The sequence below is a fragment of the Arthrobacter sp. CC3 genome (assembly GCF_039907775.1).
Lineage (GTDB): Bacteria > Actinomycetota > Actinomycetes > Actinomycetales > Micrococcaceae > Arthrobacter.
The window spans coordinates 61887-82187 of the sequence record NZ_JARCCY010000021.1 but is presented as its reverse complement, the minus strand read 5'-3'; the positions used below and the strand labels follow the sequence as shown (position 1 = coordinate 82187).

The 20301-nt window shown below is 65.3% G+C and carries 13 protein-coding genes and 1 pseudogene; 8 read left to right on the top strand and 6 right to left on the bottom strand.

Going from position 1 to position 20301, the window contains the following annotated elements:
* The 4 genes and pseudogenes from PV761_RS14090 to PV761_RS14075 all read right to left on the bottom strand — a co-directional run.
* Positions 1 to 423, bottom strand: a pseudogene (locus tag PV761_RS14090) (endonuclease); the annotation flags it as partial.
* Between the two features lie 91 nt (positions 424 to 514).
* Positions 515 to 1399 carry an aminoglycoside phosphotransferase family protein gene (locus PV761_RS14085; RefSeq protein WP_347897619.1) on the bottom strand — a complete coding sequence of 295 codons (885 nt, stop codon included), beginning with the start codon at positions 1397 to 1399 and terminating at the stop codon, positions 515 to 517.
* 380 nt (positions 1400 to 1779) lie between these two features.
* The gene (locus PV761_RS14080; protein ID WP_347897617.1) at positions 1780 to 1959 is read right to left on the bottom strand and encodes a hypothetical protein; all 180 of its coding nucleotides are present in this window, start codon (positions 1957 to 1959) and stop codon (positions 1780 to 1782) included.
* A gap of 262 nt (positions 1960 to 2221) precedes the next feature.
* A complete protein-coding gene (locus PV761_RS14075; RefSeq protein ID WP_051628728.1) occupies positions 2222 to 2566 on the bottom strand; it encodes a YgjV family protein in 345 nt (114 codons plus the stop codon).
* Between the two features lie 195 nt (positions 2567 to 2761).
* Here PV761_RS14075 and PV761_RS14070 point away from each other — a divergent pair, with 195 nt between their 5' ends.
* From PV761_RS14070 to PV761_RS14040, 7 genes are all read left to right on the top strand, one after another.
* On the top strand, positions 2762 to 3685 hold the full coding sequence (locus PV761_RS14070) for a LysR family transcriptional regulator (protein WP_347897615.1): 924 nt from the start codon (positions 2762 to 2764) through the stop codon (positions 3683 to 3685).
* 69 nt (positions 3686 to 3754) lie between these two features.
* The gene (locus PV761_RS14065; protein WP_028269746.1) at positions 3755 to 4357 is read left to right on the top strand and encodes a TetR/AcrR family transcriptional regulator; all 603 of its coding nucleotides are present in this window, start codon (positions 3755 to 3757) and stop codon (positions 4355 to 4357) included.
* A 146-nt stretch (positions 4358 to 4503) separates the two neighbouring features.
* Positions 4504 to 6042, top strand: coding sequence for an aldehyde dehydrogenase family protein (locus tag PV761_RS14060; protein WP_347897612.1), 1539 nt, complete (start codon positions 4504 to 4506; stop codon positions 6040 to 6042).
* The gene (locus tag PV761_RS14055) at positions 6043 to 7710 is read left to right on the top strand and encodes a GMC oxidoreductase (RefSeq protein WP_347897610.1); all 1668 of its coding nucleotides are present in this window, start codon (positions 6043 to 6045) and stop codon (positions 7708 to 7710) included. It abuts the gene before it with no gap.
* 126 nt (positions 7711 to 7836) lie between these two features.
* Positions 7837 to 9450 carry an APC family permease gene (locus tag PV761_RS14050; RefSeq protein ID WP_347897608.1) on the top strand — a complete coding sequence of 538 codons (1614 nt, stop codon included), beginning with the start codon at positions 7837 to 7839 and terminating at the stop codon, positions 9448 to 9450.
* A gap of 144 nt (positions 9451 to 9594) precedes the next feature.
* Positions 9595 to 10152, top strand: coding sequence for a hypothetical protein (locus PV761_RS14045; RefSeq protein ID WP_347897606.1), 558 nt, complete (start codon positions 9595 to 9597; stop codon positions 10150 to 10152).
* Positions 10149 to 13043, top strand: coding sequence for an ATP-binding cassette domain-containing protein (locus PV761_RS14040; RefSeq protein ID WP_347897604.1), 2895 nt, complete (start codon positions 10149 to 10151; stop codon positions 13041 to 13043). Before PV761_RS14045 ends, PV761_RS14040 begins: the two co-directional genes overlap by 4 nt.
* On the opposite strand, the gene PV761_RS14035 is transcribed toward PV761_RS14040, so the two are convergent.
* Positions 13033 to 13185 carry an LPXTG cell wall anchor domain-containing protein gene (locus PV761_RS14035; protein ID WP_028269736.1) on the bottom strand — a complete coding sequence of 51 codons (153 nt, stop codon included), beginning with the start codon at positions 13183 to 13185 and terminating at the stop codon, positions 13033 to 13035. The genes PV761_RS14040 and PV761_RS14035 overlap by 11 nt on opposite strands.
* A 43-nt stretch (positions 13186 to 13228) precedes the next feature.
* On the bottom strand, positions 13229 to 16879 hold the full coding sequence (metH, locus tag PV761_RS14030; RefSeq protein WP_347897601.1) for a methionine synthase: 3651 nt from the start codon (positions 16877 to 16879) through the stop codon (positions 13229 to 13231).
* Positions 16880 to 17341: 462 nt separating this feature from the next.
* Here metH and PV761_RS14025 point away from each other — a divergent pair, with 462 nt between their 5' ends.
* Complete coding sequence (locus PV761_RS14025) at positions 17342 to 19774, top strand: ATP-binding protein (protein WP_347897599.1); 2433 nt, start codon at positions 17342 to 17344, stop codon at positions 19772 to 19774.
* Positions 19775 to 20301: the final 527 nt, after the last annotated feature.

Here is a 20301-nt window from a genome sequence, read left to right as displayed (position 1 = left end):
GGATGTTTCATCGCACATCACCCGCGCGTGCTGCCATGAAATGGTCCCTGCCCCCAGCGCAGCGAGCGTCAGCGGCAAGCCCTCGGTCAGGGTGGCTGAATCCGCCAGGAGCGCGGCCGCCGACCGTTCACTCACCGTCAGGACACACGCCACCTCTGCCGTCACCGCCATGTCCCGGGCGGTGCACTCCCGCGGGGAACCGGCCGGGGCCGCCAAGGCCGCAGCAGCGTGCGCGTACCCGGCAGCAAAATGCACCTTCAGCGCGGCAAGCATGGCCTCCAGGCCACCCACCTCAGCCATACCGTCCAGGCACGCGTCCGCCTCATCCTGGAGCGGGTCAGCACCGGCCGGGGCCACGTTCCCGGCAGCGTTTCCGTCCACGCGACCGGCACAGGCAGCCAGCGCAACAAAGGAGGCCCCCATGGCCTCCAACGTCGCCGCAACCGCACCGCTTTCCACACCCACAGCATGACAGCAGCCACCGACATTTAGGGGCCGGCATCAGGGTGCAAAGTCAGCCTTCCAGGATCTGGCTGATCCCGAACTCTCCCACGGCGAACATCCGCGGATTGTCGTCGGAGTTGCTCAGCATGGCCGTGGACAGGACCAGCGCCCAGCCGCGGGCCCTCATCCAGGTGTCCCCGTCGACTGCGGGGCCAAAGGCGCCCATGAAGCGGCGGCGGGCGCCGGCGTCGAACATCAGCCACGCCACTGCGAGGTCAACGGCGGGGTCCCCTGCCCCGACGTCGCCGAAATCGATGACGCCGGCCAGCGAGCCGCCGTCCGCCAGCAGGATATTGCCCGGGTGAAGGTCGCCGTGGAGCATCATCGCCGGACCAGCCCAGGCTTTAGCGGCACTGGCCTCCGCCCACACCGCACCCAGCGGTGCTGCCTGGGGGTAGCGTTCGCGGTCCCTGAGCCGTTCCACCACCGCTGACTCACGGTCCGTCAGCGGCACACCGCGGAAAGGATTCACCGGGACGCCGGATTCGGCGGGCACGTGCAGGGACAGGAGGAAATCGGCCAAGCCTTCAGCTGCCCGGCCGCGATCTGCCGGGCCGACGTCCGCCGCGGCGTCTCCGGGCACCCACCGCACGATGCTCCACGGCCAGGGAAAGTCCGACGTCGGCCGGCCGGCATGGACGGGGACAGGAACCGCAACCGGGGAGCGGCGGGCGATGTCCGGAAGGTAGCGCTGCTCGTGCAGTATCAGCGGAACGGCCTCGGCCCGGCGCGGCAGCCGGACGGCCAGGTCGTCGCCGAGCCGGAAGGTCGCGTTGTCCCAGCCGTTCTCAATCCGCACCAAAGGGCGATCGCCAAGATCGGGCCGCTGTTCCCTCACGAGACGTTGGACGGCGGCGTTACTCACTTCCAGCGTGGCGGGTGGCATTGACGCCATTCAGAGATCCGCCTCCCTTGATCCTGCGATGCGACCGGGTCGTTTCCTTGTCCGAATATACTTCAGATTCCGCCCGGCAAACCCCTGCGGGGACCTGGCCCTGGCGGGGTACGGCGATCCGGACTGGTTCGAAATCTGGGGACCCGGCATCACCACCTTCCCTCCGCCGCTGGCCGAAATGGGAGCGAGAGCGGCCGAAATCCTGTTGGACCTGATCAACGGCAACCACCCGGCAGCCTCTGTCCACCGGATCCCTTGAGAACTTCGCCTCCGCGGGACATTGGCCCAGGCAGATCCCGGCCACAAGCCCGGTCAGGCAGCCTCGGCTAGCGGCCGGTAGTCCCCGGCTGAACCGTCACGGCACGGCGGGAACGCGGTGGTCAGCGGATGCGGTGCGTATCCGGCTCAATGGCCCACGCAAGCCGGTGGAGCAGGCTGGCGATCCGGCCCCGCATGGCGGACCACCGCGACAACTCAAGCTTGGTTTTCCGGTGCACCCGCGGGGCATTCGGGAGCGCGCTCGTGGCGGTGTCGTCTGTCCCGGCAAGGAAAAGTGCCATGAAACCTGAACTGTCCATAGAGGTATATCCCTGAATTATTTGAAGGTGTTGCCTGCGAGCGAGGACCAGCGGCTCCGAGGCGAGCGGATTCTTGGGGCGGATGAACCGGCACACGCGGCCCAAGCCTTACTTTGATTATCAGACAACGTCGCCGGAATCCGCCAACCAGTTGACCAATTGTTACCGCCCGCGAAACGGCAGCGGACGACGGCGGAACCTCCCGCCGTCGTCCGCTCAACAGTCGCTCTGCTTGAGTTTCGGCCTAAGTGAAGCTGGGTGCCCGGGGCGCTTCAACGATGGCCATCTGGCCGGTTTCGGGAACGCCGGGAAACTGCACGTGCGGGACCTCGACGGCTGGGACCGGCGCCGCCTGCGTGGACCGCATGCGAAGAAGGGCCACTGCGGAAATGAGGAACCAGGCGATGTTCGTGACCACCGACGGCCATGCCTCGTGGAAGGCGCCGTTGACGATGAAGGCGCAGGAACCGAGGAGATTCGCGATCTGGAAGCCCTTTCCGGCCTTCAGCCACCCCATGGACACAGCCAGGTACGCACTGAGGATGGCGACAGCGCCTGCCCAGCCGGCAATTTCCCAGAGCAGTTCCATGATGTCCTTTCGGGGGTGATGCCCGGCTGCCCTCCGCAGGGCGGAGTGGACAGCTGGCGGGCTGAATTTTTGTGTTTGGGGCTGGTTCCGATTGGATCAGGCATCCCTGGATTTGGCTTTCAACTGCAATTATGAGGTCGACATGCCTGTAGATCAATTGCATTCCTCTGAAGATGTGGTTTAGAACTACTTAACATGGATATCGATCCGCGCCGGCTGCGAATTCTCCTTGCGGTTGCCCGCACCGGCGGAGTGCTCGCCGCGGCTGACGAACTGGGGATCACGGCGTCGGCCGTGTCCCAGCAGCTCAACAAACTGGAGGACGAGACGGGGCATGCGCTGGTGGTGCGCACACCCAAAGGCTCCGTTCTGACACCCGCAGGCCTGGCCTTTGCCGAAGCCGGCGAGGAGATCGAACGCGCACTCAGTGTCGCCCGCGCCCGGATGGAGAGCGGGGCCAAGGTCGCAGGGGTGGTGCGGGTGGGAGGATTCACCAGCTTTGTCCGCACGGTGGTGATCCCGCGCCTGCCCGAGTGGCGCACCCGCTACCCGCAATTGCAGATCCGGATAGTTGAAGACGACTTCCCCGACCTGGTCCGGATGCTCCGCCAGCGCGCGCTCGACGCCGTGGTGGTGGAGCTCGATTCGACGACGGCCGCCCAGGGCTCGCTGTCCGCCGGAATGATCGAGGAGCCCCTCCTGGACGAGCCGTGGAAACTGGTGGTTCCCGCCGGCGCCCTGCTCACCACCGAGAACATCGACCTTGGCAACCTGCCGATTCCCTGGCTCGGCGTCGACGCCTCCGCCGCCAACGCTTCGGTCCTCGGCCGGCTCCGTCAGGCAACGGGCGCCCGGATGGAGACGGTTCATCAGTACCAGGAGACGCTGACCGCGCTGGCACTGGTCGCGGCGGGCGAGGGCGTTGCGATCGTACCCACCCTCGCATTGAGCGGCGTCAGCCACGACGGGGTGGACGTCCTGGACGTCCCCGGCCTGGGCACGCGGCGCATCGTCCTGCGGCGGTTCGACCGGCGGCGGGCAGCCAGCACGCCCGTGGACACCGTCGCACGCCTTCTGCGGGAATCGGCGGCGGCATTCGACACACGGTCCACCTCCTGACCGCCTACACGCAAGGTCACGCGGCCCCTCAAAGTGCACTCGTGACGGGTTAGGCAATAGTCTGGCCAGATGGGGACCAAGGCCGTGAACTCCGGCGAACAGATGGACAGGCAGTCGCGCATTCTCGAGGCGGCGCTGGACCTGCTGTCCCGCCACGGGATCTCGGGGGTGAGCATGCGGGCCGTGGCCCGCGAAGCCGGCGTCGCGCTGGGCCTGGTGAACTACTACTACGACGACAAGACGAGCCTCATACGGGCAGCCCTCCGCCGGGTGGACGAGCACGACCTCCTGCTGGTGGCACCCGACCCCTCGTCAGACCCCGAGGAACAGCTGCGCAAGGCCCTGCGGCGAGTGGCGGCCGCTGATCTGCTGACCACCCGCTACCTGTCCCTGCGCCTCCACCTTTGGGCCCTCGCCCAGGCGGACGAGGGCTATGCGCAGATCAACGCCGAGGCCTTCGACCGCTATCTCGACGGCCTCGCGGCACTCGTTTCCAACGCGCAACCCGACCTGTCCTGGGAGGCCTGCCGGGACAGGGCAGCTGACATTGTGGTCATTCAAAACGGCATGTGGCTGACGGCGCTGCTCGGCGTTGATCCGGCCGCCATCCAGCGAAGCATCGCCCGCACGGAGGAAATCGCCTTCGCGCCGCTTCACGACCACACCGTCTAGGACCACACAAGGACCGCACCGTCCAGGACCCCGGGCAGCACAAGCCCTGAACTACCGGCACGGGCAGCGCGACCTCCCTACGTAGCATTGAACGAGTGTTCAAAAAACTATTGAACACTCGTTCAATCTGCATTACTGTCCTTCCTATGACTTACGCCACACCAGCCCATGACGTCATTCGAACCGCAACAACCGAGACAGCATCCACCCTGTTCATCAACGGTGCCTGGGAGCCGGCCGCCTCCGGCGCCGTGCGTGCAATCCGCAACCCCGCCGACGGCGAACTGGTGGCCACCGTGTCCGAGGCCGGCCGGGAGGACGCCGAACGCGCCATCGCCGCAGCCCGTGCAGCTTTCGACTCCGGAATCTGGTCGAATGTCCCGGCACCCGAGCGCGGCACCTTCCTGCTTAAGGTCGCAGCCGGACTGCGCGAACGCCGGGAAAAGTTCGCCCGCGCCGAGTCGCTGGACACGGGCAAGCGCATGGTCGAGAGCCGCATCGACATGGACGACATTGCCGCCTGCTTCGAGTACTTCGGCAGGCTCGCCGGGCAGCAGGCGGGCCGCATCGTCGACGCCGGAAACACCGCCGTCGTCAGCAAAATCGTCTACGAACCCGTGGGTGTCTGCGGCCTGATCACCCCGTGGAACTACCCCCTGCTCCAGGCGGCGTGGAAGATCGCGCCCGCGCTGGCCGCAGGCTGCACGTTCGTGCTCAAGCCCTCCGAACTGACCCCGTCCACCGCCATCCTGGCCATGCAGCTGCTGCAGGACCTCGGCCTGCCGGACGGCGTCGCCAATCTCGTGACCGGCGCCGGCGCGGAGGCGGGGGCCCCGCTCTCGGAACACCCCGCCGTCGACCTCGTCTCCTTCACGGGCGGGCTGGAAACCGGCAAGCGGATCGCGGCGGCCGCCGCCGGCACCGTCAAGAAGGTGGCACTGGAGCTTGGCGGGAAGAACCCCAACGTGGTGTTCGCGGACGCGGACTTCGACGCCGCCGTGGACAACGCCCTGAACGGCGCCTTCGTCCACTCCGGGCAGGTCTGCTCCGCCGGGGCCCGGCTGGTGGTGGAGGAATCGATCGCCGAACGGTTTGTGGACGAGCTGGTCCGCCGTGCCCGGGAGATCCGGATCGGCGGGCCGTTCGATGACGCCGCCGAAACCGGCCCGCTGATTTCCGCGGCCCACCGCGACAAGGTCCACGCCTACGTCCAGCGCGGCGTCCAGGAGGGTGCGCGGCTGCGGACCGGCGGTGCGGCGCCGGAAGGAGAAAAGTACGACGCCGGGTTCTACTACCAGCCCACTGTCCTGGACCGCGTCCGGCGGGGGATGTCCGTGGTCACCGACGAGGCGTTCGGCCCGGTGGTCACCGTGGAAACGTTCCGCACCGAGGACGAAGCGGTTGCCACCGCCAACGACACCATTTACGGCTTGGCCGGCGCGGTCTGGACCCAGGACGCCGGCAAGGCGCAGCGCGTGGCATCCCGGCTGCGGCACGGCACCATCTGGATCAACGACTACCACCCCTACCTCCCCCAGGCCGAGTGGGGCGGCTTCGGCCAGTCCGGCGTCGGCCGCGAGCTGGGTCCCACGGGCCTGGCCGAATACCAGGAAGCCAAGCACATCTACCAGAACACCAGCCCGCAGGTCACCGGCTGGTTTGCTGACCACGGCAAGGAGAACTAGATGCACTACGACAACATTGAGGACCTCACCGAGCGCGGGTTCGACTACGTCGTCATCGGCGGCGGATCCGCCGGTGCCGCAGTCGCCGCCCGGCTGAGCGAGGATCCGGACGTGACCGTGGCCCTCGTGGAGGCCGGCCCGGATGACCGCAACCTGCCCGAAATCCTGCAGCTGGACCGCTGGATGGAGCTGCTCGAATCCGGCTACGACTGGGACTACCCGGTGGAGCCGCAGGAAAACGGCAACTCCTTCATGCGCCACGCCCGTGCCAAGGTGATGGGCGGATGCTCGAGCCACAACTCGTGCATCGCCTTCTGGGCACCCCGCGAGGACCTGGACGAGTGGGAGTCCAAGTATGGAGCCGCCGGCTGGAACGCCGACGCCGCCTGGCCGCTCTACCAGCGGCTGGAAACCAATGAGGACGCCGGCCCGGACGCACCCCACCACGGGGACTCGGGCCCGGTGCACCTGATGAACGTCCCCCCGGTGGATCCTGCCGGCGTCGCCCTCCTGGACGCCTGTGAACAGACGGGTATTCCCCGGGCGAAGTTCAACTCCGGCACCACCGTGGTCAACGGCGCCAACTTCTTCCAGATCAACCGCCGCGCGGACGGCACCCGGGCCTCCAGCTCGGTCTCCTACATCCACCCCATCATCGACCGCCCCAACTTCACCCTGCTCACAGGCCTCCGCGCCCGCCAGCTGGTGTTCGACGCGGGCAAGCGCTGCACCGGCGTGGACGTGGTGGACTCCGCGTTCGGCCGGACCCACCGGCTCTCCGCGCACCGCGAGGTCATCCTGTCCACCGGCGCCATCGACTCCCCCAAGCTGCTGATGCTCTCCGGCATCGGCCCGGCAGCGCACCTGGCCCAGCACGGCATCGAGGTGCTGGCGGACTCCCCCGGCGTGGGCGAAAACCTCCAGGACCACCCCGAAGGCGTGGTCCAGTTTGAGGCCAGGCAACCCATGGTGCAGGCCTCCACCCAGTGGTGGGAGATCGGCATCTTCACTCCCACCGAGGACGGACTGGACCGCCCGGACCTGATGATGCACTACGGCTCCGTCCCGTTCGACATGAACACCCTGCGGCACGGCTACCCCACCACCGAGAACGGCTTCAGCCTCACCCCGAACGTCACGCACGCCCGGTCCCGCGGCACCGTCCGGCTGCGCAGCCGCGACTTCCGCGACAAGCCCATGGTGGACCCGCGCTACTTCACGGATCCCGAAGGCCACGACATGCGCGTTATGGTGGCCGGCATCCGCAAGGCCCGCGAAATCGCGGCCCAGCCGGCCATGGCCGAATGGACCGGCCGCGAGCTATCGCCCGGCGTCGAGGCGCAGACGGACGAGGAACTGCGGGAGTACATCCGCAAGACCCACAACACCGTGTACCACCCGGTGGGCACCGTCCGGATGGGCCCGGCCGACGACGATCTGTCACCGCTGGATCCCGAGCTGCGGGTCAAGGGCGTCACCGGCCTGCGCGTCGCGGATGCGTCCGTGATGCCGGAACACGTCACCGTCAACCCCAACATCACCGTCATGATGATCGGCGAGCGCTGCGCGGATTTGATCCGGGCGGACCTCATCCGCGCCGGACACACCGATGGCGCTGAGAGGGCCGCTGAAGAGAAAGAGGTGGAGCTCAGCCCGTCCTTCGCCTGAGAGGCAAGTTCCGGAGGCTAGTTGATTTCACCCGCGTCCAATGGCGGCCGCGGGGTGCATCGTGCGTACTTTTCTGACTTAGGAGTTCACGTCTTGGAACCCAGCAAGAGTATTGATTCAAGCGGCATGGATGAATTTGGCTACACCCAGACCCTGGACCGGAGCATCGGCAAGTTTGCCAGCTTCGCCGCAGGCGTCAGCTACATCTCCATCCTGACCGGCGTCTTCCAACTGTTCTACTTTGGTTTTTCCATGGCCGGCCCGGCGTACGCCTGGTCCTGGCCGATCGTCTTCGTCGGCCAGCTGATGGTGGCGCTCTGTTTCGCCGAGCTGGCCGGCCGCTACCCCGTGGCGGGATCGGTCTACAACTGGGCCAAGCGGCTCTCGTCGGGGACCTCGTCCTGGCTGGCGGGCTGGCTGCTGCTGCTCTCCTCCATCGTGGCGCTGGGCTCCGTGGCGCTGGCCCTGCAGCTCACCCTGCCGCAGCTCTGGTCCGGTTTCCAGTTCGTCGGTGACGGCACCGGACCCTACGACTTCGCCATGAACGGCGTGGTGCTGGCCACCATCATGATCACCATCTCCACCCTCATCAACGCCTTCGGTGTGAAGCTGATGACCAGGATCAACAGCATCGGCGTCTTCGTGGAGCTGACCGCGGCCGTGCTGCTGATCCTCGCGCTGGGCTGGCACGTGGTGCGGGGGCCCGAGGTCTTCTTCGACACTGCCGGCTTCGGCGAAGGGCACGACCTTGGCTTCTTCGGCGTCTTCCTCATCGGCGCCATGGCGTCCGGCTACGTCATGTACGGCTTCGACACCGCCAGCTCCCTCGGCGAGGAAACGAAGGATCCCAAGCGCACGGCACCCAAAGCCATCCTGCGGGCCATTACGGCCTCGTTCCTGCTGGGCGGCCTGATCCTGCTGTTTGGCATCCTGGCCGCACCGGACCTGGCCGATCCCAAGGTGGGAGCTGCCGACGGCGGCCTGCAGTACATTGTGCTCTCCGTCCTGGGCGGACCGTTCGGCAAGGCCTTCCTGGCCTGCATCGTGGTGGCCGTGGTGGTCTGCACCCTGGCTGTCCATGCCGCCGCCATCCGCATGATGTTCGCGATGGCCCGGGACAACAACCTGCCGCTCAGCCGGCAGCTCAGCAAGGTGGATCCGGTCCGCAGGACCCCCAAGATCGCGGCGATCGTGATCGGCGTTATGGCCGTCATTCCGCTGCTGGTCAACGTGATGCAGCCGGCCATCTTCACCATCATGTCCAGCATCAGCATCGTCCTGATCTACCTGTCCTACCTCCTGGTGACTGTTCCGTTGCTGCGCAACCGGCTCCTGAAGAAGTGGCCGCTCGCCGCAGACGGCACCGAGCCCGGATTCAGCCTTGGCAAATGGGGCCTGCCGGTGAACATCCTGGCGGTCTTCTGGGGCGGTGCCATGACACTGAATCTGGTCTGGCCCCGGCCGGAGATCTACAACTCGGTGCCGCCGTTCGAGTGGTACCTGCAGTGGGGCGGCGTGATCTTCGTGGCCGCTGTGATCATTGGCGGGACCCTGCTCTACCGCCTGAAGATCCGCCACCAGACCGGGGTGCTGGCCGAGCACGCCGCGGCGGTCGCCGCACATCCGTCGTCGGCTGGTGCCGCTCAGTACCGCGCAGCGCAGGACGAAGCAGCGCAGCACGAGGCAGCGCAGCGCAAAGCTCCGGAGGATGCGCTGGTAACCGCGTCGGAAGCGTCGTAACGCCCCCGGAAGGGTCGACGACGGCACTCACCTGAGCGCCGTCGTCGGCCCTTTTGCGTTGGTGACTCCCGCGCAGGTGAGTGACTTAACGTCACACAACGCGACGGCCTCCGGATCCGGACAAGCACGTCCTACCCTTGACAGGTGACTTTGACTAAGATCCGCACCGCCGCCGCGAGCTCCCTCGCCGCCGCCGGTCTCCTGTTTGCCCTTGCCGCCTGTTCCGCGCCGGCCGCCACCCAGCCCACCACCTCTGCCCCTGCCTCCACGGCAGCGGCTTCATCCAGCGCCGCCGCCGGGCCCTGCACCGGCGTGAAGGTCATCGTCGATTCCGGCTCCCTCAAGCAGGCTGCCGCTGACACGTCCGTTTGCGTGCCCGTGGACGCGCCGACTGCCGCCTCCAAGGTGCTGGACGAGGCAAAGGTGAAAACCGAGGGCACCGCGCAGTACCCCAAGGAACTGGTATGCCGGGTGAACGGCGTGCCCGCCGCCGACCTCGACATCACCCACAAGGGCGGCACGTACCGGGAAGACTGCAGCAAGATGCCCGCAGCCTTCGCCTACTGGGCCCTCTGGGTCAAGCCGGCCACCGGCGACTGGGCCTACGCACAGGAAGGCCTCGCCACCCTGCAGGTAAGCCCGGGCCAGAGCCTGGAACTGCTCTTCACGGTCGACGGCGAACCGGCCGCCCCCAAGGCATGACCTTTCGACCCGCGCCGTTACGAGCTGGGGCGGCCCTCGCCGTCGTCTTCATCGCGGCGCGGGTCATCTACCGCATCCTTTTCAATGGGGCGGGCCTCGGCGGACCGGTCCTGCTCGACCTGCCGGCAGTGCCGCTGCCTGCCCCGTACGCCCATGTGGTCCTCCTCGGTCCGGTCACGGCGCAGGGGCTGTGGGCGGCGGTCCTGTCCGCCCTGCCGATTGCCGGGATGATCCTCGCTTTCGGCATTCTCAACGCCTGGGTGGATGTGGCCCGCGGCTTTGTGCACCTGGCCCGCGGCGGCCCCATGCAGGGCCTGGCCCGGACCCTTGTGGTGGCCTGGGCGGCGCTCCCGGCACTTTCCGACGCCGTGACCTCCGTCCGCCTGGCCTTCCGGTTGCGGGGCGAACGGTTCGGGCCCCGGGCCCTGGTGCCCGTGTTGGAGCGCACCCTCGAGCATGCCAGCCGGGTGGCCGCAGCCCTGGAGCTGCGCGGTTTCGGGAGCCGGGCACCCCATTCATCCATCGGCGGTACCGACGCACCGCTTCTGGTCCGGGACGCACTGTTCCGCATTGGTGACGCGCAGGTGCGCATCACCGGGTTCACGCCGTCGAGCGGGTCCGTTACGGTGATCACCGGGCCGACGGGCTCCGGCAAATCCACCATCCTGCGGGGCGTCGCCGGCCTCCTCTCGCACGTTGACGGCGGAGAAATCTCCGGCACCGTGCGGGTCGCCGGAACGGACCGTGCCACCACACCCCCGCGCGATACCGCGCGCCTCATCGGCGTCGTCCTGCAGAATCCCCGCGCCGCCTTCGCCACCACCCGGGTCCGGGACGAAATCGGCCTCGCACTGGAGCTGCGCGGCATGGCATCCGGAACCGCCAAGGCCCGGGTGCTGGAGGTCGCTGAGCATATCGGAGTGTCGGCCCTGCTGGACCGGAACGTCAGCACCCTGTCCGCGGGTGAGGCAACGCTGGTAGCCATCGCCGCGGCAGTGGTGGAGCATCCGGCCCTGCTCCTGGTCGATGAGCCGCTGGCCGACCTTGACACCGCCGCGCGCGGACACGTGATCGCCGTGCTCAACGTCCTCGCCCGCCAAGACCGTGTCTGCGTCATCGCGGCGGAGCACCGGGCGGAACAGTTCGTCCCGGTTGCCGACTCGTGGTGGACCATCGACGACGGCGCCCTGGTGCCGGGTGCCTCACCCTCCGCGCCTCTGCCTCGTGTTCACGGCCCAGCCCCGGCCTCCTACGATGAGCACGCGCCGGTGCTGACCGCGCCGGTGCTGACCGCGGCAAATCTTGCGGTGCACCGCAAAGGCAAGACGCTGGTGCGCGACGCGTCCCTGACCCTGCACCGCGGCGAAGTGGTGGCCCTGGTGGGGCCGAACGGGGCCGGGAAGTCGTCCGTCCTCGTGGCGCTGGCCCTCGGTGAAGGCACGTTGGAAGGCAGGGACCGTCAAGGAACGGTCGACGGCGGCCGCGTCGCCCTTGTCCCGGACGCCTCGGACGACCTCTTCACCAGGGATACGGTGGCGGGAGAGCTCCGCGCGGCCGAGCGGCGCCAGGCGCGGGCTGCGCGTCAGGCCCGCACCGCGCGCCGCCCAAGCAATGCCCAACTTCCCCCAATGCCTGCGGCGTCACGCCTGGCCCGTTTGCGGGGAGACGTCCGGATCCCCATTGGGCATGAGCACCCCCGGGACCTCTCCGCGGGAGAGCGCCGGATCCTTGCCATCGCGCTGCAGACCATGGACGACCCCCAGGTCCTCCTGATCGATGAGCCCACCCGCGGGCTGGATCCCGCGGCCCGCACGGCAGTTTCGGCGGCGTTGCGGGCGGCGGCGGACTCCGGTGCTGCGGTCCTGATCGCCACGCACGACCTCGATTTTGCCCACGGCCTCGGGGCCCGGATCCTGCCGATGCGTGACGGCGTCGCGCCCTCTTCCGTGCCGGAAGCCGCGGCGGCCGCTGCACCTGAACCGCCCCTGCCGTTTTCCCGGCCAGCGGGTGCCGGACCGCGGCAACGGGTCATCGAACCAACGGATACCCAGGGCGCGGCAAAACAGCGCCACATCCGGATGCCGCGGGGCGTCGAACTGGCAGTGCTCACGGCCGCAAACCTTCTGGCCCTCGCAGCATTCTGCTGGCCGCTGCTCGCCGCGGCCTTCCCGGAGGATGCCGCCGCGGCCCTCCCCTACGCGGCGCTGGCCATCGCACCGATTGCCGCCGTCGCCGTCGTTGTGTCCGTGGACGGCTCGGTCCGCTCCGCTCATACGGTCGCGTTGCTCGGCGTCCTGGCCGCCGTCGGTTCGGCGGTGCGGGTGGCGAGCACCGGCGTCGGGGGCGTGGAGGCAGTCTTTATCCTGCTGATCCTGGCCGGCCGGGCCTTCGGTGCGCGTTTCGGCATGCTTCTCGGTGCCGCCACCATTGCCCTCTCCAGCGCCTTGTGGGGTGGGATCGGGCCGTGGACGCCGTTCCAGATCTTCGCCTGCGCATGGGTGGGCGCCGGGGCCGGCCTGCTCCCCCGCCGGGTGCGGGGCAAGGCCGAGCTGTGGATGCTGTGCGGCTACGGGGTTGTGGCGTCCTACCTGTTCGGCCTGCTGACCAACCTGTGGTTCTGGCCCTTCGCCGTGGGCGCCGGCACCGGCATCTCCTACATACCGGGCGCCCCGCTGGGCACCAACCTCAGCAGCTTCCTGCTCTACTCGCTGGTGACGTCGACGGCGGGCTGGGACACCCTGCGTGCCGTCACCACGATCGTCGGAATCGCCGTGGTGGGGCGGGCCATCCTCGCCGCACTGCGGCGGGTGAAGCCGGTGTACAACAACGGCGGGCAGGCCACCAAGGACCCACCCGCCGTCGTATCTGATCTGGAAGAGATCAGGCGTTAGTTTTCCGCTTGAACCAGCCCCACACGGCCGTGGCCACGAACAGGATCAGGCCGATGAATGCCAGCCACAGCAGGCCCTTCACCACGAAGCCGAGGATCGACAGGACAAGCCAGATGATAAGCAGTGTGATGATAATTCCCATAGGGGAAGCTTAGGCCTTTGTTCCTGCTGAAACCGGCTCCAACTCACACCTTGAAGTACTTCGCCTCCGGGTGGTGGAACACGAACGCGTCGGTGGACTGCTCGGGGTGCAGCATCAGCTCATCGCTGAGCACCACGCCCATCCGTTCGGGTTTCAGGAGCTCGGTGACCTTGCGGCGGTCCTCCATGTCCGGGCACGCGGGGTAGCCGAGCGAGAACCGGGCACCGCGGTAGTCGAGCTTGAACAGGCCGGCTTTGTCCTTCGGCTCCTCGGAAGCGAAGCCCAGCTCGGAGCGGATGCGCGCATGCCAGAATTCCGCGAGCGCCTCGGTGAGCTGCATGACCAGGCCGTTGAGCTCGTAGTAGTCGCGGTAGTGGTTTCCCTTGAACAGCTCGCCGGTCACCTCGTCGATCTTCGAGCCGGCGGTGACCAGCTGCACCGGCAGGACATCCACCTGCCCGGATTCGCGCGAGCGCACAAAGTCGGCAAGGCACAGGTGCCGGTCGCGGCGCTGGCGCGGGAAGTCGAAGCGGAGCCGCTCGGTGCCGATCGGGCCGCCTGAGCCGCCGTCGGGGGCGAGCAGGCCCGCGGTGCCGAGAACGCCGTCGGAATCCGTACCGTGGTGGAGCACCACCACCTGTTCCCCCTCGGAGACCACCGGGAAGTAGCCGTACGCCACGGACGCGTCGAGCATTCCCTCGCCGAGGATGCGGTCCAGCCAGTACCGCAGGCGCGGCCGGCCCTCGCGTTCCACGAGTTCCTCGTAGGAGGCGCCGTCCTCGCCACGGCCGGGCTTGAGTCCCCACTGCCCCATGAAGGTGGCTCGTTCGTCGAGGAAGGTGGCGTAGTCGTGGAGGGCGACACCGCGAACGATGCGGGTGCCCCAGAACGGCGGCGACGGCACGTGGTTGTCGGACGCGACGTCGGACCGGCCGGGCATCGCTTCCGGCTCGGTCACCGTAAACTTCGGGCCGCCTTTATGGATCCGCTTCTTCAGCGGCGGGAGGCCGACGGCGTCGGGGTCGGCGCCGCGGGCCACCTGCACCAGCGGTTCCATGAGTGAGAGGCCCTCGAACGCGTCCTTGGCGTACCGGACGGTTCCTTCAAACTGCTCCGCCAGGTCCTGCTCCACGTAGGCGCGGGTCAGGGCTGCGCCGCCGAGGATGATGGGCCACTTCTTCGCGAGGCCGCGGGACTGGAGTTCGGCGAGGTTCTCCTTCATCACCACGGTGGACTTCACCAGCAGGCCGGACATGCCGATCACGTCGGCGTTGTGTTCTTCGGCTGCGGCCATGATCTCGGCGATCCCCTGCTTGATGCCGATGTTGACCACTTTGTAGCCGTTGTTGGTGAGGATGATGTCCACCAGGTTCTTGCCGATGTCGTGCACGTCGCCGCGGACGGTGGCGATCACCATGGTGCCCTTGCCGGACGAATCCGACTTCTCCATGTGCGGCTCGAGCAGGGCCACCGCGTTCTTCATCACCTCGGCGGACTGCAGCACGAACGGCAGCTGCATCTCGCCGGCGCCGAAGCGCTCACCGACGACCTTCATGCCTTCGAGCAGCTGGTCGTTGATGATGCCGAGCGGGGTCATGCCCTCGCTGCGTGCGAGGTCGAGGTCCTCTTCGAGGCCTTTGCCTTCGCCGTCGATGATGCGCCGTTGCAGGCGTTCGCCCGTGGGCAGCGCCGCGAGTTCCGCGGCGCGCTGGTCCTTCAGTGCTGCTGTGTCGACGCCGGCGAACATGTCCAGCATGATGTTGAGGGGGTCGTAGGTGACGTTGCCGTCGGCGTCGTATTCGCGACGGTCCCAAACGAGGTCCAGGGCCACCTTGCGCTGCTCCTCCGGCAGGGAAGCGAGCGGCACGATCTTGGCGGCGTCGATGATGCCGCTGGTCAGGCCGGCCTGCACGGCCTCGTGCAGGAACACCGAGTTGAGGGCCATGCGCGCTGCCGGGTTCAGCCCGAAGGACACGTTGGAGACGCCGAGGGTGGTGTTGATGCCGGGGTACTTGGCGGTGATCTGGCGGATGGCCTCGATGGTTTCGATGCCGTCCCGGCGGGTTTCTTCCTGGCCGGTGGCGATCGGAAAGGTCAGGGCGTCGACGATGATGTCCTCGACGCGCATCCCCCATTCGCCCACCAGGGCGTCGACGAGGCGCGAGGCGATGGCCACTTTGCCCTCGGTGGTGCGTGCCTGGCCCTGCTCGTCGATGGTCAGGGCGATCACGGCGGTGCCGTGTTCCTTCACGAGCGGCATGATGCGCGCGAAGCGGCTGTCCGGGCCGTCGCCGTCCTCGTAGTTGACGGAGTTGACCACCGGGCGTCCGCCGATGAGTTCGAGCCCGGCCCGGAGGACGGGCGGTTCGGTGGAGTCGATGACGAGCGGGAGGGTGGAGGCCGACGCGAAACGTGAGACGACCTCCTTGATGTCGGCCACGCCGTCGCGCCCCACGTAGTCGATGCAGACGTCGAGCAGGTGCGCACCGACGCGGACCTGCTCGCGGGCGATGTCCACGCAGTCGTCCCAGCGCTCGTCCAGCATCGCCTGGCGGAACGCCTTGGAACCGTTCGCGTTGGTCCGCTCGCCGATGGCGAGGTAGGCGGACTCCTGGTCGAAGTTCACGTGGTGGTAGAGGGAAGCGATGCCGGCTTCACGCTCGGTGGGAAGGCGGCTGCCGTCGGCGCCCCTCCCGCCGCTGGTGACCGCGGCACTCTCGCGCAACGGCGCAAGGCGCTCGACGACGGCGGCCATGTGCTCCGGCGTCGTACCGCAGCAGCCGCCCACCAGGCCCAGGCCGAATTCGCGCACGAACTGCTCGTGCGCGGTGGCGAGTTCGGTAGGTGAGAGCGGATAGTGCGCGCCGTTGGGGCCAAGGACCGGGAGGCCGGCGTTGGGCATGCAGGCGATGGCGACGGAGGACTGCTTGGAGAGGTGGCGGAGGTGCTCGCTCATCTCGTCCGGCCCGGTGGCGCAGTTCAGGCCGATGGCGTCGACGCCGAGCGGCTCGAGGGCGGTGAGCGCGGCGCCGATCTCGGAGCCCATCAGCATGGTTCCGGTCGTTTCAACGGTCACCTCAACGAAGATGGGGAGCCTGACGCCGCGGGTGACGATGGCCTGCTTGCAGCCGTTGACTGCGGCTTTGGTCTGCAGGAGGTCCTGGCTGGTTTCGATGAGGAAGGCATCCGCTCCCCCGTCGATGAGGCCCTCGGCCTGCAGGGCGAAGGTCTGCTTGAGGTAGTCGTAGCTGGTGTGCCCGAGGCTGGGGAGCTTGGTGCCCGGCCCCATGGAGCCCAGGACCCAGCGCATGCGGCCGTCAGTTTTTTCTGCCGCTTCGGCGCGCTCCCGGGCGATCTCCGCGCCCTTGCGGGCGAGCTCTTCGATCCGGTCGTCGATGCCGTAGTCGGAGAGGTTGGACCAGTTCGCACCGAAGGTGTTGGTCTCGACGGCGTCGATGCCTGTGGCGAAGTACGCGTCGTGGATGTCCGCGAGGACATCCGGCCGGGTGTGGTTGAGGATCTCGTTGCAGCCCTCCAGGCCGAGGAAGTCGTCCTCGAGCGAAAGGTCCCTGCCCTGCAGCATGGTTCCCATCGCCCCGTCGGCGATAACGACCCGGTGGTTCACTGCGTCCAGCAGGGCCTGGGCACGGGCGGGGCGGGGGACGGACTCAATATCAAGCGCAAAACGAGGCATCTAAACAGACTACGGCGGGGGCCCGTGCAGTGCACTGTGTGTCTGTGTACTACGGCGGGGGGTGGGCGGTGCTGCCCTGCACCAGTTGCAGGGAAAGCGGACGACGGCGGACCGTCCGCCTTCGTGGGAGCCGTTGCCACTCGTTCCGCCGTCGCTGAGCGGGAATGCGCTTGAACGGTGCGGGTGTAGTCGAGGTGTCGAGCCGGGTTTTGGGATCGGGACAGCGTTGCTGGCGGGTCGGACGGCGACGGCCTGGCAGGGCTGCTACGCAGCTAAAACGCCGGAGTTGCTTTGCCTGACCACTGGGCGATGGACTATCGATCCCGGAGCCGCAAAGTGGGCCGTGAGCTGAATGCAATGAGCCTCAGTGAACTCCAGTGACACGATCTGAGCCGAGCATTGACAGCGCCTCATTCGTCCACCAATAGCGTAGCCTTACCCCAGCCAATCAAAGGGGGAGTTTTGGCCAACACCAGTGAGCTGCGAATGAGTCGGGCGCGCCTGTACGTCCTGATCGATGGGTTCGAGCAGGATATGCGCAGTGTTGTGGAGAGATATCTCTTGGATCATCAGGAAGAGAACCTTCTTCTCACAGCGGACGAATTCTCCAACGCAAAGCGGCGTCAAGAAGTCGATCCGAACGGCGAAGACGTTAGCGTGATTCACTATCTAGACATCCAAACTTGCTTCGACGTGATGGTTCGCAACAAGGGTGAACTACCCTACGAGCTGACGAGCGAACTGAGCTTGAACGCTGCCTCATTCTCACAGCTTGTGCCTATACGCCACCGCGTTATGCACGGTCGACCGCTTGGGTCAGACGACCCCAGCAAGACCATATCCCTGCTTAGCGCATTCGGCTCGCGACACTGGCAATCAACCCGCCAAACGTTGGGGCGCCTTAAGGATGACCCAACTTGGGAGCCTTATTTCGAAAAGCTACCTGCCCCATTTGAGAGAACCCTCCACAATTTGCCAGAACCCGATTGGGATGAGACAACATTCATTGGTCGGAAAGCGGAGGCCCAAAAACTCTTGGATAGTCTGCGAAACCGCAGAAATTCAGTGATTACAGTTACTGGCGAAGGTGGAATAGGAAAGACTGCATTAGCTCTTGACGTTGCGTACACCCTCGTCGATAGCGACGAGAATCCTTACGAAGCCGTTCTGTGGGTCTCCCTCAAAACCGAAAAGCTGACCGCCTACGGAGTTCAGGAACTCAAAGACGCCATCCAGGGTTTTGATCATACGATTGTTGCTCTAGGGCGGGGACTCGACTCGACTTTTTCGGGCAGTCTCACGGAACTGGCATCTGCCCTTACAGGCATTGAATGCCTAATTATTGTTGATAATCTCGAATCGGCTCAGGGGCAAGAAATCGTCGAGATGTATGATGCTTTACCTAACTCCGTGAACTACCTCTTCACAAGTCGACTCGGCATAGGCCAACTTGAGCGACGTTTTCCTCTCCCGCCACTGAGTGAGCAAGAAGCCAAACTACTACTCAGAAAATTTGCGGTTGCCCGACAGCAAAAACGCTTGGCAGGCTTGTCAGAGGTCACCATAACCAACGTCGTCCAACAACTACGAAACAGCCCACTGGCAATCCGGTGGTATGTGCTCGCTAGTGAAGCAGGACGCGTCCCGCTGGATACGCTGCGCGATCAAAGGGAGCTGCTCGATTTCTGCGTCAAGAACGTTTACGACAGCTTAAGTGAAAATTCCAAGGCCGTGCTCACCGTACTCCGAGCGCTGGACCGCGCGATTGGGTTCGATGAATTCGCCATCCTTACAGAGATGATGATCGACGAACTTAGGGTTGTCACTCAAGAACTCACGCGCGGGTCCCTTGTGGTAGTCGAGGCTGAAGCTGCCGGCGCGATAGCTGGCAGGCTTGCGCTTACACCAACCGCAAGATCCTTCTTAGCACGCCCAGACCATACGGGGAGTTTTATCGCAGCCGTCCTTCTGCGAGAACGTCAGTTTAAGGCGTCCATTGAAGAGGGCTACTCCCAAAAGCGAATGATCAGTCCACTACGCGTGAGGCCGCGTGATGCCAATGACTACCCAGCTATGTATCTTCTGCAAATGGCGTTGACGCTGGCAAAATCCAATAAGTTTGCCAAGGCATACGAACATCTCGAACGAGCAAAAAGCTTCAACCCAGAGTTCTCAGAGGTATATCGCGTCTCGGGTTATGTGCGGGCCCTTGAGGACCATAACGAGACCGCTGTTTCGGAATATCAAACTGCGCTTTCGTATGCCTCTGACCCACCATCGATTGCTTCAGCCAGCCATGCTCTAGCCGACGTCCTAGCGCGTCGCCTCCACAACGCAACACTGGCGCTCCCACACGCAAGAAGGGCCCATGAGTCTTATCCCTGCGGTGACACTGCGCTCCTCCTGGGCAAGGTCCTCATTTGGACAAGCCAGTATAAAGAAGGGCAAGAGTACCTCGAGGAAGCCCAGGATTCGGCGACGGGCAAGCACCATTTCATCATCTCCACGGTCCTAATAGACTCTTGGGCACGGTGGGCTGACGATGAGTACAAAGCGCGAAACTTCAGGGGCGCCTACGAAAAGGCAAAAACAGGCTTCTACAGCGGTCAGGTTCTTCTTAGCACTCCGCACCACGACAATAAACTGGTCAATGCCTTGGCAGAATGCACAATCAACTGTATTCGGGGGTGGGTGAAGGGTGATAGCGTGCTATCCGAACATGATCATCGATTGTTTCAACAAATCTCAGAATTCCTGCATACTCACTCAAGTGGAATTTCGTCACGGAAGAAGCACTACGTCCATGAGGCTTTAGGCACTATTCAGAGTCTTGATCGCATTCCCGACTTGCTAAAAACTGAGTTCAATAAAAGTTATGCCTTATTGAGCCTCTAGCTAGTGAATCAATCCATCTCTCTTTGCCACGCTAATCTTCAGTCTTCATAGATCTCGTCGGCGAGATGGCAACTGAATTATGCATGCTTTGCAAGCTTCAAGCATATTACAAAGTATCATCGCTGTTGACAAATATCCAATTTGAAACACTCATTCCGATCCAAATGATGTCTTGGGAGATACGACCCGCAGGGAAAGTTTATGACTGCGGCAGAACTTGCACAAATCATCTCGGCACTGGAGGTTGATTAGTTACCGAGAACGCTCGGTTGATAATTCCACTTCAAAAATAGATAAAACAGAATTATTGGGGGAAACTTGTGTCACAAAAGAAGAGTCGTTCACGTCAATGTGAAGTTGAACGATGAGCTCGACAGGATTTTGTATCCAGGGTCACATCTTGGAACGTATGACATTGGGGGAACATATTTCAAAGTTTCGTTCGATCCTGTCGATTTCAAGTATTCACGCCCCATTCACCACCATGTACGGAATAGGCTCACGGCCAGCACGCAGAAACGTCTAGA